We start from the raw sequence: 14,175 nt of genomic DNA, 5'->3' as shown, positions 1-14,175 counted from the left end.
ACCTCGACCATCGCCGCCGGCATGCTCGCCATGGTGTCCCTCGTCGCCGGTCTCTCGGCCGCCGAGGCTCAGAACGCGGCCCCGGACAATCAGGCTCCCCAGGCGGCGCCGACCGAATGGTTCAAGGTCTGCTCGACCCAGGGCGAGAACGAGATCTGCAACACGCAGTACACGCTGTTCGCGGATACCCGGCAGTTGATCACCGCGGTCAATCTGATCAGCGTCAAGGGCAAGGTCAACCAGAAGGTGATCCAGGCGGTCGTGCCGTCCGGGCGGGTCATTCCGGCCGGTGTCCAGATCAAGATCGACAACGGCCAGCCGGTGACGTTGAACTATTCCGTCTGCTTCCCCAATCGCTGCATCGCAGAAGCCGAGCTCTCCGATACGCTCGTCAGCTCGATGAAGAAGGGGAGCCAGATGGTCGTGACCTCGATCAACTTCCAGCGTCAGGCGAACCCGATTCCGGTCACGCTGTCGGGCTTCACCGACGCCTATGACGGTCCGCCCAAGGCCCAGCCAGAACTCGCGCAGCGCCAGAAGGAACTGAACGAGGCGCTGAAGAAGCAGGCCGAGGAGCGGCGCAAGAAGTTCGAGGACGCTCAGAACGCCGCCAAGCAGAGCGCCGGCGATACCAAGGCGCAGTAGGCCGCCTGCGGGTCATAATCAGGATATCGGGGAGGGCGCTGCGGCGCCCTTTTTTTGCCGCGCACTTCGGCTTCCGTTCGAAGACCGTGGCCGCGGGTCGCGGCAGATGGTCTGACGGCCGCAGTCGGACAACCGCAGACGTCGACCGACAAACCAGGGCGCCCGAACGGGTCAGTTCCGCCGGGAACCCTTCAGCCGATAGGTGCCTTCCACCGGCCCGTCGAAGACATCCTTCACCTGCGGATGGCGGATCGGCGCATCGTTCTCGTCGGGCACCAGATTCTGCTCCGAGACATAGGCGATGTACTCGCTCTCGGAGTTCTCGGCGAAGAGATGGTAGAAGGGCTGGTCCTTGCGCGGACGCATCCCCTCGGGGATGGCCTGATACCACTCTTCGGTATTGCCGAATTCCGGGTCGACATCGAAGATCACGCCACGAAACGGATAGATCCGGTGGCGGACGATCTGGCCGATTGAAAACCGGGCTGTTTGCATTGCCCACGTCACTCCGTTAACCCCCAGCCCTTAGCCAGACTCGTGGCTGAGAGGCAAGCACTCGTTTGCCAAGCCGGGCCGTGGTCGAAATTGCGTTCAACGTCTCGGATCCTGCAGCCTTGATTCAGATCGTCGGCCTGATTTCGCCCTTCTTCGCCCTCATCGGGCTCGGTTTTCTCGCAGGCCGACTGGTTCGCCATCCCCTCGACGGCCTCGCCTGGCTCAACGTCTTCATCATCTATATCGCGCTGCCGGCGCTGTTCTTCCAGCTGTTGTCGAAGACGCCGGTGGAGAAACTCGCCAGCATCGGGTTCGTCGCAGCGACCACTCTCGGAACGTTCTCGATCTTCGTGATCGGCCTCGGCATCGCGCTCTTGCGCAGTCGTGGAGACGTGCCGGCCTCCACGATCCAGGGCCTTGCCAGCGCCTATGGCAATATCGGCTATATGGGGCCGGGGCTCGCGCTGGTCGCGCTGGGGCCGGATGCGGCGGTGCCGGTCGCTTTGATCTTCTGCTTCGACAACACGCTGCACTTCGTCATGGCGCCGCTCTTGATGGCGATCGGCGGCGAGCGTCGTGGATCGGCGGGCGCGATCGCGCTGCAGGTCCTCGCCAAGATCTTCACCCATCCGTTCATTATCGCGACGATCGTCGGCGTCGGCGCCGCGATCCTTGGCGCGGCTCCGCCGGCACCGGTCGACCGGTTCCTGGGTCTCCTCTCGGGAGCGGCAGCCCCTTGCGCGCTGTTCGCCATGGGCGTTACCTTGGCGCTGCGTCCGCTCAGGCGGGTGCCGCTGGAACTCGGCTTCATCGTGCCGCTGAAGCTGGTCCTCCACCCCGTGGCGGTCTGGTTGCTGCTCGGGCTCTTCGGCTCCTTCGACCCGGTCTGGGTGAAAAGCGCCATGCTTCTCGCCAGCTTGCCGACCGCCACCAACGTCTTCGTCATCGCCCAGCAATACGACGTGTGGGTCGAGCGCGCCTCCGCCGCCGTTCTGGTCACGACGGTGATCTCGGCCGCGACGGTGACGCTTCTGCTCTACCTGATCGCTTCAGGCATGATCCCCGCCGATCCATTTGCGTACTGAACGCGGGACGCCCATCAGGCCGGCGCCGGGCGAAAGCCCTTCGCGCATGGCGAACTGGCGCAGGAACGGCACCCTGCTCATGGCGGCCAGGCCTGCCGAGCGTGCCAGCTGCATCGGCAGCATGCCGGCCAGCAAGGACCGGTTGAGGAGGTCGACGCCCAGCGTGCGGGAGCGAATATCTGCCTTGCGCGCGGCCTCGTAGCGCAGGAGCGTCACGCGCCGACCGGGATCGTCCCGGCTTTCGAGGGCAAATCGGACGATCGCTTCCCCGTCCCGCAGGCCGAGATTGAGCCCCTGCGCGCCGATCGGCGGGAAGGCGTGGCCGGCCTCGCCGACGAGCGCCAGGCGATCGCCGGTGAGCCGGTCGACGACGGCGCCGCCCAGCGGAAATCGCTGGATCGGCTCTTCGACCGTGACACGTCCGAGGATCCAGTGGAGCTTGTCCGCCACCGTCTCCGAGAGTTTTTCCAGCCGAAGGTCCGCATAGAGTTCGGCGAGCTTGGGGTCCTCCACCCAGACGAGAGAGGAGCGGCGCCCGGGCAACGGAACCTGCGTCACAGGTCCGGACCGCGTGTGGAACTCGGTCGAGACCGACCGGTGATCGACCGCATGCTCGAAATTGAACACGATGGCGGTCTGCGGATAGTGCCATTGCCTGACCGAAATCCCCGCCGCCTCGCGGATCGGCGAACGGCGGCCGTCTGCGGCGACGACCAAATCGACCGCATAGCGCGAGCCGTCGTCGAGCGTGACGATCGCATTGGCTTCTCCCGGCTCGAATCCGACGGCCTTGGCGTTGCACCGCTCGAGATTGGTTTCCGAGGCCATCCTCTCTTGCAGGGCGTCGCCGAGATCGCGGTTGAGGACATTGTAGCCGAACGCCGACAGGCCGATTTCGCTCGCGTGGAACTCCACGGTCGGCGCGCGCAGGAGCCCGCCGGTATCGTCGACGAGCCGCATGACCGACAGGGGCGCGGCCTTTCCGGCCAGCGCTTCCATGATGCCGAATTCGGAGAGGAAGGCGACCGACCGGCCCAGCAGAGCGGAACTGCGCGCATCCGCCGCGGTCTCCGGGGCAATGAGAACGGTGTCGAACCCCTTGGCCGCAAAGCCAAGCGCGGTTGCCGTTCCTGCCAGTCCGCCACCGACGACCGCGATTTCCCTTCGCTCGATCGACATTTCCGGTGATCTCCTCTCTTCGGCCATGCATTCCGCCGGTCGTTCCGACGGGTTGCGCTTTCATTCGGCACATACGAACGCTACAGCGGATGACAATGGCCGATGGTGGGCCTTCGGCCAAAGAGGACGATCAGCAGAATTTCATGGCAGACGATGTCACCCAATTCGCACGTTGGCGCGCCTTCGCCATCCACCTTCTGACCGCGAGCGGTGCGTTCTTCGCCTTCATGGCCTTGATCGCCGCGGCTGAACGTCGCTGGGTGGGTGTCTTCGCCTGGCTCGGCCTCGCGCTGTTCATCGACGGGATCGACGGTCCGCTCGCCCGCAAGATCGACGTCAAGCGGCTGTTGCCGAACTGGTCGGGAGATCTTCTCGATTCGATCATCGACTACGCCACCTTCGTGATGATCCCCGCGGTGGCGCTCTACCTCTCCGGGCTGATCGGAGAACCCTTGTCCGGGGTCGCGGCGGGCCTCATCGTCGTCTCGGCCGCGGTCTATTATGCTGACACGCGCATGAAGACGAAGGACAACTTCTTTCGCGGTTTCCCCGTCGCCTGGAACATGCTGGTCTTCGCCCTGTTCGCGATCCGGCCTCCGGAATGGGTCGCTTTCGGCTTCGTCGTCCTGTGCGCGGCCCTGACCTTCCTGCCGATCAAGTTTCTGCATCCGGTGCGCGTCGCGCGGCTGCGGGGCCTCAATCTCGCAATCGTCGCCGCCTGGTCGGTGTTGGGCCTCGTGGCGCTCCTCGCCGATTTCGACACCCCGGAATGGGCACGGTGGGGACTTGCGGCGACAAGCCTCTATCTGTTCGCAATCGGCGGCATTCTGCAGCTGGCCGACCGGCTGTCGGGCGGCGCGCATCGCCGAGACATCGACTAGGGAGAGAGAGCATGAGCAAGGCCATCGTCGTCCACGAACTCGGCGGACCCGAAGTCCTGTCCTTCGAAGACCACGATCCGGGCCGGCCGGGAAGGGGGGAGATCCTGGTCGAACAGGAGGCAGCCGGGCTCAACTTCATCGACGTGTATTTCCGCACCGGCCTCTACAAGTCCGACAAGCTGCCCTTCGTGCTCGGCAAGGAGGGTGCCGGGATCGTCGCGGAGGTCGGCGAGGGCGTGACGCGCTTCAAGATTGGCGACCGCGTGGCCTATAACGGCGTGAACGGCGCCTATGCCGAACGGATCGTGGTCGACGCGGAGCGGGCCGTATCGGTGCCCGACGCCATAGAGCTTAAGACGGCCGCGGCCGTGATGCTGAAGGGCATGACAGCGGAATACCTCCTGCGGCGGACCTACAAGGTGGGGCCGGAGACCGTGCTCCTGTTTCATGCCGCAGCCGGTGGCGTGGGGCTCATCGCTGGCCAGTGGGCTAAGCATCTCGGCGCCACCGTGATCGGCACGGCAGGCTCGCCTGAAAAATGCGAGCTGGCGCTGAAGCACGGCTACGACCACGTCATCAATTACAACGAGGAAGACTTCGTCGCCCGGGTGAAGGAGATCACCGACGGTCGCAAATGCGATGTCGTCTACGATTCAGTCGGCAAGGACACCTTCCCGGCCAGCCTCGACTGTCTCAAGCCGCGCGGGCTCTGGGTGACGTTCGGCCAGTCCTCGGGCAAGCTGCCGGAGATCGATCTGGCGATCCTCAACCAGAAGGGCTCGCTCTACGCCACGCGTCCGACGCTATTCAACTATGTCGCGACCCGTGAGGATCTGGAGGCCTCAGCCAAGGCGCTGTTCGACGTCATCGCCTCCGGCGCGGTGAAGATCGAGATCGGCCAGAGCTACCCGCTGGCCGAGGCGCAGCAGGCGCATCGCGATCTCGAGGCGCGCAAGACCACCGGCGCGACGATCCTGACGATCTAACGCTCGGCGTCATCGTCTCGGTGACCGGCGAAGCGGGCAGCGGATGAACCGTCGTCCGATAAATGCGGCTCCCGGCGTTGGCAGATGACGGGACGCCGCCTCGGCCGTGATCATCAGCGACGGCGGAAGTTTTGCGGTTGCGGGAACGCGTCCGGCCGATTCGCGCTTGTAACTGGACTGAACTCTCTACGTGAGCGAAAATCCTGTGACGATCCACATCACTCCCAATACCACCAGCAGCTATGTGCCGAAGCCAGGCGTCCGGCGCAGCCGGATCGGGGAGGGCCGTCCCTTCCCGCTTGGCGCCACCTGGGACGGGATTGGGGTCAATTTCGCGATCTTCTCCGCCAATGCCACCAAGGTCGAGCTGTGCATCTTCGACCCGGAGGGCAAGCAGGAAGTCGAACGCATCGAGTTGCCGGAATACACCAACGAGATCTATCACGGCTATCTGAGGGAGGCCCGGCCGGGTATGATCTACGGCTATCGGGTCTACGGACCTTATGAGCCGGACGCCGGGCATCGCTTCAACCCGAATAAGCTGCTGCTCGACCCCTATGCCAAGCAGCATATCGGCAGCCTCACCTGGGATCATGCGCTGTTCGGCTACACGATCGGCCATCAGGACGAGGATCTGTCCTTCGACGAGCGCGATTCCGCCCCCTTCGTGCCGAAGTGCCGGGTGATCGACCCGGCCTTCACCTGGGGCGACGAGCGGGCGCCGCGCGTTCCCTGGGATCGGACGATCTTCTACGAGACCCACGTCAAGGGCTTCACCCAGCGCCATCCGAGCGTCGCCGAAAACGATCGCGGAAAGTTCGCTGGGCTGATGACCCGCGAGGTCGTCGACTATGTCCGCAGCCTCGGCGTCACCTCGGTCGAACTGCTGCCGATCCACGCATTCGTCGATGACAGCTATCTCGTTGACAAGGGGCTGCGGAACTATTGGGGCTACAACACGATCGGCTTCTTCGCGCCCGACCCGCGCTATCTCGCGAGCAACTCGGTCGCCGAGTTCAAGGAGCTGGTCTCGGCGTTCCATCATGCCGGACTCGAGGTGATCCTCGACGTCGTCTACAACCATACCGCCGAAGGCAACGAGAAGGGGCCGACGCTCTCCTTCAAGGGCATCGACAATGCCGCCTATTATCGGCTGCTTCCCGATCAGAATCGCTACTACATCAACGATACCGGCACCGGGAACACGGTCAATACGTCGCATCCACGGGTGATGCAACTCGTCACGGACTCGCTTCGCTATTGGGCCGGCGACATGCGGGTCGACGGCTTCCGCTTCGATCTCGCGACGATTCTCGCGCGCGAGCCGACGGGCTTCTCCGAGGAGTCGAGCTTCCTTCACGCCTGCATGCAGGACCCGCTGCTGACCGAGGTCAAGATGATCGCCGAGCCATGGGATTGCGGACCGGGCGGCTATCAGGTCGGCCGCTTTCCGCCCGGCTGGGCGGAGTGGAACGACGGATTCCGCGACACGGTCCGGGCCTATTGGCGCGGCGACGACGCGATGGTCCCCGAGGTCGCCAGCAAGATCTCGGCCTCGGCCGATCTCTTCGACAAGCGCGGCCGCAAGCCGTGGGCCTCGGTCAATTTCATCACCGCCCATGACGGCTTCACGCTGCACGATCTCGTCAGCTACAACGAGAAGCACAACGAGGCGAACGGCGAGGACAACAACGACGGCCACGACCACAACATCTCGTACAATTACGGTGCCGAGGGTCTCACCGACGATGAAGAGATCAACGAGATCCGCTTCCGTCAGCTGCGCAATCTGTTCGCGACGCTGCTGTTCTCCCGCGGCACGCCGATGATCCTCGCCGGCGACGAATTCGCCCGCACGCAAGGCGGCAACAACAATGCCTATGCCCAGGACAACGAGATCGGCTGGGTGGATTGGAAGATCACGCCGAAGAGCCGGGAACTCGCCGAATTCGTCCAGAAGCTGATCATGCTGCGCCAGTCGCTCGCCATGCTCCGCCGCGGGACGTTTCTGCACGGTACCTTCGATGAGGAACTCGGCGTCAAGGACGTGGCCTGGATCACGCCGTCGGGCGACGAGTTCGAGGACGCCAACTGGCAGGATCCCGAGGCACGGTGCTTCGGCGTGCTCCTCGACGGACGCGCGCAGTCGACCGGCATCAGGCGTCCAGGGACGGACGCCACCATGCTCATCATCATGAACGCGCATGACGACGTCGTGAATTTCACGCTGCCGGAAGCCAACGGCGGGCTCCGCTGGCGAAACGTCATCGACACGAACCTCCCGGAGCGCGAAGAGCTGGCACCGTTCGAATTCGGCGACGCCTACATGGCGACGGGCCGATCTTTCCTCGTGTTCATGCTCGAGCCGGTCGACGGCGACGGTGCGAAGGACGAGGCTCGGCGTTCGTTCGCCCATGTCTCCGAAGCGTTTGCCCGATCGGCAGGCGACCGCCTGCGGCTCTGACGAACGCCCCACGGCTGTGAAATCGGCATAAGGCCGGCTGCGAGAGCGGCCGGCCTTTTTCGTTCGTGAGGTCGGCGACGAAGCGCGTGCGATTGCGTGGACGGTCACGTACCGCCGCACGCTGCGAACGCAGCTGCGTCTGGCTGTTCGGTGCAAAGACATTGATCCGCAGCCCCGGGATGCCGCGCGGTGGCGGCACGGCACGCTGCAGCATCCACTGACCAGCGGCGCACAGCCCGCGCCGCTGACGGCGGGCCGACACGGGCCAGCCCTATAGCTGAAGCGGCCGCATGAGGCGAGCGGGGTTTCGAACCCGCGCTCCGATCCTCCACGCCCTAGGATGAGAGAGAGGGAGAGGGGTGTCGGGAGCTTGTGCCGTGCGCCGACGAACCGCAGGGAGCGCGTCCAGAACAGCACAAACCCAGAGAGGCGGGCCGACACGCCCATACATCTAAGTGGCATAAGATAGATTATGGAACGCAATGATGGGCGGGAACTGGCGTGGCGGCTTGCCTGGTCGTCCGAGCCATGCACTCTTCTCTCAGGTGTCGAGATCCGCGCAGTCGACGGCGAACGCGGCAAAGCCTTCGATGGACAGTCGGATGCGTTCGACGACGTCGGCGCGGTCAAGGATTGCGTTCGCGGCTTCGGGCGATGTCCCGATCAGGTGCAATTCGAACGGTGCCGTGTCGAAGAGCCGGACGGACATCGTGCGCAGCACTTCCGAAAGATGCTCGCGGACGAACAGCCCGCGCGTGCTCGCATGAACGAGCAAGACCGGCTTGCCTGGGATCTCCGGACGCGAGACCAGCCAGTCGAGCGCATTCTTCAGGACGCCGGGAATGCCGTGCGCGTATTCCGGCGCGGCGATGATCAGCCCGTCGGCTCGCGTCACCAGTTCCGCGAAGTGTTCCAACTCCGCCGGCGCCGCGTCGCCCTCGTGGTCCGGATTGAACGGCGGCAGCATGTCGAGGCCTGGCGCCATCTCGACCAAGACACCAGCCGGAGAATACCGGCAGAAGGCCTCGAGAAGAAGCCGGTTGCGCGAGTGGCGTCGGAGGCTTCCGCAGATCGCGAGGATGCGTTGCGATGGCGCTGCCGGGGTCATTCCAGCGGTAATTCGATGACGAGCCCGTCATAGGCCGGCCGCACATGGGCCGGCAGTTCGGCCGCCAGCGTCTCGTAGTCGAGTGGCGTATGCATGTGGGTCAGCGTCGCAGCCTCCACGCCGAGCCTGTCGATCCAGCCAAGCGCCTGCTCGACGCTGAGATGGCTTGGATGGCGGCGGTATTGGAGCGCGTCGATGACGATGTGCCGGGCACCGTCGATCGCGGCGGTGGCGGGCGGCGGAAAGTCGCTGACATCGCTGCAATACGCGAACGGCCCGATCCTCAGGCCGAGCGAGGTGATCGATCCATGCACCTGGTCGAACGGCAGAATTTCGACCGGTCCGCCAGGTCCGTCGATCGCAAAGACTTCGCCGGCTTTGATCGGCACATGCTTGACCACCGGCGGATAATTGCTGCCCGGCGGCGTCTCGAAGCAGTAGCGGAACGCTTCGAACACCCGCTCATAGGTTTGCGCGTCGGCGTGGACGCCGACGCGATGCTTCTGCACCAGCATGTAGCCGCGCAGGTCGTCGAGCCCGTGGATGTGGTCGGCGTGCGGATGGGTCAAAACCACGCCATCGAGACGGTCTACCGCCGCCGACAGCATCTGCTCGCGAAAATCCGGGCCGCAGTCGAGCGCGACCACCGTCTTGCCCCCGGCGCCGATCCGCTCGATCAGCGCGGCGGCCCTGAGCCGACGGTTCTTCGGGTTCGTGGGGTCGCAGGCGCCCCAGTCGCCGTTGATGCGCGGCACGCCGGGCGAGGACGAACAGCCGAGAATGGTCAGGCGCAGGATGTCGCTCACCGTCGGCGCCTCGTCTTCAAGCGTGCCGGGGATCGGGAATCTTGGCGAACAGGCGGAAGAAATTGTCCGAGGTCGTCTTCGCGATCGTCTCGAGATCGACGCCCTTCACCTCGGCCAGAACCTCGGCGGTGTGGCGCACGAAGGCCGGTTCGTTGCGCTTGCCGCGATGCGGTGGCGGCGCGAGATAGGGCGCGTCGGTCTCGACCAGCAGCCGCTCCATCGGAACGTCACTGGCGATCGAGCGGATCTCGTCGGAACTCCGGAACGTCAGGATGCCGGAGAAGGAGACGTAACCACCGAGCGCGACGCCCACCTCGGCAAGTCCGCGCCCGGAGGAGAAGCAGTGCAGGATAAACGGGAAGGCCCCCTTCCCGCTTTCCTCTTCGAGGATCGCGATCATGTCGTCGTCGGCATCGCGCGCGTGGATCACCAGCGGCAGCTGGGTTTCCCGGGCTGCCGCAATGTGCCGGCGGAACACTGCGGCTTGAACGTCGTGTGGAGCCTTGTCGTAATGGTAGTCGAGGCCGGCTTCGCCGATCGCCACGATCTTCTCGTCGCCTTCGGCCAGCCGGACCAGCTCTTCCGTCGGCACGTCCGGCTCGTCGCCGGCGCTCAAGGGATGGGTGCCGACAGAGGCATAGACCTCCGGATGAGCGCGGATGATGGTCTTAAGCCGCTCGATCCGCGACACATAGGTCGAGATCGTCACGAAGAGCTGGACGCCGGCATCCTTCGCCCGCGCGATCAGCGCTTCATGCTCGCCCTCGAAATCCGGGAAGTCGAGATGGCAGTGGCTGTCGACGATGAATGGCTGCATCAGGTGTCGTCGTCCGGGACCGTATCGTTGAATCGCGGAAAGACCGGCTGCGGCGGCGGCAACGGCGCGCCGGGCTTGAGCGCGACGTCCGGCGTCAGCTCGGTGAAGCTGCGCGCGGTCTCGGCGATCCCGAGCGTCCTCAGCATCTTGCCCGCGCTTTCCGGCACGAAGGGCTGGAGCAGGATCGCGGCGCGGCGCACGATCTCCGCCGTCACGTAGAGGACGGTCGCCATGCGCGCGGGATCGGTCTTTCGCAGCGCCCAGGGCTCCTGGCCGGCGAAGTAGCGATTGGCCTCGCTGACAAGCGAGATGACCGCCGCCAGCACGGCATGGAGTTCCTGCCGGTCGATCGCCTCGCGCGCCCTGGGCAGAAGCTGGTGCGCCGCTTCCATGATGGCGCGATCGGCCGCGGACAATTCTCCCGGCTGCGGGACCTTGGCCTCGCAATGCTTGGCGATCATCGAGAGTGAACGCTGAGCGAGATTGCCGAGGTCGTTGGCAAGTTCGGAATTCGTCCGGTTGACGATGGCGTCGTGCGAATAATTGCCGTCTTGGCCGAACGGCACTTCGCGCAAGAGGAAATAGCGCAGCCGGTCGAGGCCGTAGACGTCGATCAGCGCGAAGGGATCGATGACGTTGCCGACCGATTTCGACATCTTCTCCCCGCGATTGAAAAGGAAGCCGTGGGCGAAGACGCGTTTCGGCAGCGGCAGGCCGGCCGACATCAGGAAAGCGGGCCAGTAGACCGTGTGGAAGCGGACGATGTCCTTGCCGATAACGTGAATGTCCGCCGGCCAGAATGCGGTCCGATCCCCCTCGCCCGGAAATCCCGTCGCGGTCAGATAATTGGTCAGCGCATCGACCCATACATACATCACGTGCTTGGGGTCGTCCGGAACCGGAATGCCCCAGTCGAAGGTCGTGCGTGAGATGGAAAGGTCGCGCAGGCCCGATTTGACGAAGGATATCACCTCGTTGCGGCGTTCGGACGGACCGATGAACTCCGGATGCTCCTCATAGAGCGCGAGGAGCCGGTCCTGAAAGGTCGAGAGCTTGAAAAAATAGCTCTCCTCCTCGTTCCATTCGACTGGCGAGCCGAGCGGTTCGCGCCGCACGCCATCCGGGCCGAGGGTGGTCTCGGCCTCGTCGAAATAGGCTTCCTGGCGCACCGAGTACCAGCCGCTGTAGCGATCGCGATAGATGTCGCCATTCGCTTCCATGCGCCGCCAGATCTCGCTGCAGGCCGCCTGATGGCGTGCCTCGGTCGTGCGGATGAAGTCGTCGTTGGAGCAGCCGAGCGCGGTGAGCATCTCCTTGAAGACCGTCGAATTGCGATCGGCGAGCGCCAGCGGCGTCAGCCCCTCCGCCTCGGCGGTCTGCTGCATCTTCTGGCCGTGCTCGTCGGTCCCCGACAGGAAGAAGACGTCATAGCCGTCGAGCCGCTTGAACCGCGCTAGAACGTCGGTCGCGATCGCCGTGTAGGCGTGGCCGATATGCGGCTTGCCGTTCGGATAGAAGATCGGCGTCGTGATGTAGAAGCGTTCGGCCATTGGCGCTTTCGACGGATGGGCTCGAGACAGGATGAGTCTCCCGCGACATAGAGCATTCGCCCGAAGGTCTCAATCGACGCCGCAGATCGGGCGGCGACAAGCCGGACCCATCTTCCGAGATCGGATCACTCGGCAGCGATCGTCCGGCGCCGGGTAAAGTAGCGGTCGAACATCGTCAGCACCGTCTGCTTGCGGTCGAGATTGTAAGCTGCCGCCTCAGATATCCGACGCGTCTCCTCCTGCCAGAGCCGCGCGAGCTCCGCCGCGCCGTCGCCGTCACCTGCCTTAAGGCGTTTTTCGCTTGCGGCCGCCAGTGCGCCGAGAAACGCCGTCACCAGAAGATCGTAGGCCGCCTCACGCCCCTTTTGCGTCAGCGCGTCGGCCATTGTCTGGATTGCGGTCCAGTCCGGTTCCGACGCCTCGATCAGCCCCGCGAGCGTCCGGTTGATCTCGGTGCCGCCATTGGCGATCAGCATCAGCGCCTGCCGGACGCTGCCTTCGCAGAGTCTGAGCGCGGCGTCGATCTCGGCGGCCTGGACCGAGGGTGCGGCGGAGGAGACGGCGCGCTTCAGATCGGTTTCGCCGAGCGGCTCGAAGCGCAGCAGCCGGCAGCGCGAGCGAATCGTCGGCAGGATGCGGCCGGGCGTGTGGTTGGCGATCAGGAAGACCGATCGCCCCGGCGGCTCCTCCAGCATTTTCAGGAGCGCGTTCGCCGCGCTGCGATTGAGGTCGTCGGCCGGATCGATGATCGCGATCCGCCAGCCGGAGCTGGAGCCGGTCGCGTGGAAGAATCGGTTCAGCTTGCGCACTTCCTCCACCGTGATCTGAGTGCGGAAGCCGGATCCGCGCTCTACCGGTGGACGCATGACGTGGATGAGCCCGGGCAGCGTGCCGATCGCGATCTGCCGCACCACCGGATCGTCGTCCCGAAAGCGCGCCGTCGCCTCGCCCGCAGGTTCGAGCTTCTCTGCACCGGCAAGCACCCGGGCGAAGGCGAATGCGGCTGTCGCCTTGCCGATGCCGCGCGGGCCCTGCAGCAGCCAGGCGTGATGCAGCCGGCCGGAAGTCCGGGCATCCTCCAACGCATGCCAGGCCCGCTCATGTCCGAAAAGCGATAGGGTTCCCGGCGGCGGCGCGACCTGGTCGAGATCGTCGTGGCCAGCCGGAACGTCCTGCCAAAGAGAACTCACGGCCTGCGATCGCCGTTGAGAGACCGGTCAATCGCTTCGAAGCGCATGGCTTCCAGACGGTCGTCGACGACGGTCGCGATCTCGCTTGCCACCGCGGCGACGGAGCGATCGCCGTCGATCACCACGCAGCGGTCGGGCTCGTCCGACGCGATCTTCAGAAACGCCCGCCGCCGCTCTTCCTGGACCTTCGGGTCGTCCTTCTCGAAGCGGTCAGCTGCCCGGTCGCCGCGCCGCTTGCGGGCCCGGTCTCCGCCGATTTCGGCCGGAACGTCGAGGATGATCGTGAGGTGGGGATAGAGCCCGCAGAGGGCCGCCCGTTCCAGCCGCTGGAGCAGCTTCTTGTCGAGGGCGGGATCGAGGAACTGGTAGACCCTGGTCGAATCGTGAAAGCGGTCACACAGAACGACGTCGCCGCGCTCCAGCGCCGGCTTGATCAGCTGCAGGACGTGATCGGTCCGGGCGGCGGCGAACAGAACCGCTTCCCATTCGGGACCCAACTCTTCGGCCGCGCCAGACAGGATGATGTGCCGGATCGCTTCGGCACCGGGCGAGCCGCCGGGCTCCCGTGTGATCACGACGGACCGGCCTTCGGCGCGCAGGTGTGCGGCCAGCTGTGCGATCTGGGTCGACTTGCCGCTTCCCTCGCCGCCCTCGAACGTGATGAAGCAGCCGCTCACGGTTTCTCCCGACTTGTTCGCATCAAAAGGCCCGAACCCAGCCGAATGCGAGTTCCTTGGCGGCGCCGAGCGCGCGATCGGTGAAGCTTCCGGTGCTGACGGCCGTGCCGGCGACGAGCGGCGTCGACTGCACCCTTTCGTCGTCCACCATCACGTCCAGCGACGCAACCTCCGCACCCTTCTCCACCGGCGCGATCAGCGGGCCGTGATACCGAATCTGCGCAGACACGCGGTCGCTGTTCTCGTGCGGGACGAGAACCTCGATCGGTGCCGGGGCGACCACGGGCACGCT

13 protein-coding genes and 1 pseudogene (1 of these 14 cut by a window edge) are annotated in these 14,175 nt (G+C 65.1%); 5 read left to right on the top strand and 9 right to left on the bottom strand.

The features are described 5' to 3' along the window. Positions 1-21 precede the first annotated feature (21 nt). A complete protein-coding gene (locus LH400_RS06700) occupies positions 22-645 on the top strand; it encodes an invasion associated locus B family protein (protein ID WP_255616867.1) in 624 nt (207 codons plus the stop codon). 171 nt (positions 646-816) lie between these two features. Here LH400_RS06700 and hspQ read toward each other — a convergent pair whose 3' ends face one another. Beyond that, complete coding sequence (gene hspQ, locus LH400_RS06695) at positions 817-1,140, bottom strand: heat shock protein HspQ (RefSeq protein WP_229151895.1); 324 nt, start codon at positions 1,138-1,140, stop codon at positions 817-819. A gap of 119 nt (positions 1,141-1,259) precedes the next feature. Between hspQ and LH400_RS06690 the strand changes: the two genes are divergently transcribed. Further along, positions 1,260-2,225 (top strand): AEC family transporter, encoded by a 966-nt coding sequence (locus LH400_RS06690; RefSeq protein WP_229151894.1) that lies wholly within the window; start codon positions 1,260-1,262, stop codon positions 2,223-2,225. On the opposite strand, the gene LH400_RS06685 is transcribed toward LH400_RS06690, so the two are convergent. Then, positions 2,190-3,404, bottom strand: a complete 1,215-nt coding sequence (locus tag LH400_RS06685) for a UbiH/UbiF family hydroxylase (RefSeq protein ID WP_229151893.1) — start codon at positions 3,402-3,404, stop codon at positions 2,190-2,192. The two genes, LH400_RS06690 and LH400_RS06685, sit on opposite strands and share 36 nt — an antisense overlap. Positions 3,405-3,547: 143 nt before the next feature. On the opposite strand from LH400_RS06685, the gene pcsA reads away from it, so the two are divergent. The 3 genes from pcsA (at position 3,548) to glgX (ending at position 7,735) form a co-directional block, all read left to right on the top strand. Next, positions 3,548-4,285 carry a phosphatidylcholine synthase gene (pcsA, locus tag LH400_RS06680; protein ID WP_229151892.1) on the top strand — a complete coding sequence of 246 codons (738 nt, stop codon included), beginning with the start codon at positions 3,548-3,550 and terminating at the stop codon, positions 4,283-4,285. An 11-nt stretch (positions 4,286-4,296) separates the two neighbouring features. Further along, positions 4,297-5,271 (top strand): quinone oxidoreductase family protein, encoded by a 975-nt coding sequence (locus tag LH400_RS06675; protein ID WP_229151891.1) that lies wholly within the window; start codon positions 4,297-4,299, stop codon positions 5,269-5,271. Positions 5,272-5,476: 205 nt separating this feature from the next. Then, entirely contained in the window at positions 5,477-7,735 is a 2,259-nt protein-coding gene (gene glgX / locus LH400_RS06670) for a glycogen debranching protein GlgX (protein ID WP_229151950.1), read from the top strand. Positions 7,736-8,276: 541 nt separating this feature from the next. On the opposite strand, the gene LH400_RS06665 is transcribed toward glgX, so the two are convergent. From LH400_RS06665 to LH400_RS26295, 7 genes and pseudogenes are all read right to left on the bottom strand, one after another. Then, positions 8,277-8,843, bottom strand: a complete 567-nt coding sequence (locus LH400_RS06665; protein ID WP_229151890.1) for an NADPH-dependent FMN reductase — start codon at positions 8,841-8,843, stop codon at positions 8,277-8,279. Continuing rightward, complete coding sequence (locus LH400_RS06660; protein WP_229151889.1) at positions 8,840-9,649, bottom strand: MBL fold metallo-hydrolase; 810 nt, start codon at positions 9,647-9,649, stop codon at positions 8,840-8,842. Before LH400_RS06660 ends, LH400_RS06665 begins: the two co-directional genes overlap by 4 nt. 16 nt (positions 9,650-9,665) lie before the next feature. Then, complete coding sequence (locus LH400_RS06655) at positions 9,666-10,466, bottom strand: TatD family hydrolase (protein WP_229151888.1); 801 nt, start codon at positions 10,464-10,466, stop codon at positions 9,666-9,668. Next, complete coding sequence (gene metG / locus LH400_RS06650) at positions 10,466-12,016, bottom strand: methionine--tRNA ligase (RefSeq protein WP_229151887.1); 1,551 nt, start codon at positions 12,014-12,016, stop codon at positions 10,466-10,468. Before metG ends, LH400_RS06655 begins: the two co-directional genes overlap by 1 nt. A gap of 125 nt (positions 12,017-12,141) precedes the next feature. Then, positions 12,142-13,206, bottom strand: coding sequence for a DNA polymerase III subunit delta' (locus LH400_RS06645; RefSeq protein ID WP_229151886.1), 1,065 nt, complete (start codon positions 13,204-13,206; stop codon positions 12,142-12,144). Beyond that, positions 13,203-13,883, bottom strand: coding sequence for a dTMP kinase (tmk, locus tag LH400_RS06640; RefSeq protein ID WP_229151885.1), 681 nt, complete (start codon positions 13,881-13,883; stop codon positions 13,203-13,205). Before tmk ends, LH400_RS06645 begins: the two co-directional genes overlap by 4 nt. Before the next feature lie 22 nt (positions 13,884-13,905). Next, positions 13,906-14,175 (bottom strand): annotated as a pseudogene (locus tag LH400_RS26295) (D-alanyl-D-alanine carboxypeptidase family protein); it runs 898 nt beyond the window's last position.

The sequence above is a fragment of the Jiella soli genome, assembly GCF_020615385.1.
Taxonomy (GTDB): domain Bacteria; phylum Pseudomonadota; class Alphaproteobacteria; order Rhizobiales; family Rhizobiaceae; genus VKMB-3413.
The sequence above is the reverse complement of the archived record's forward strand: the minus strand, read 5'-3'. Positions and strand labels throughout refer to the sequence as shown.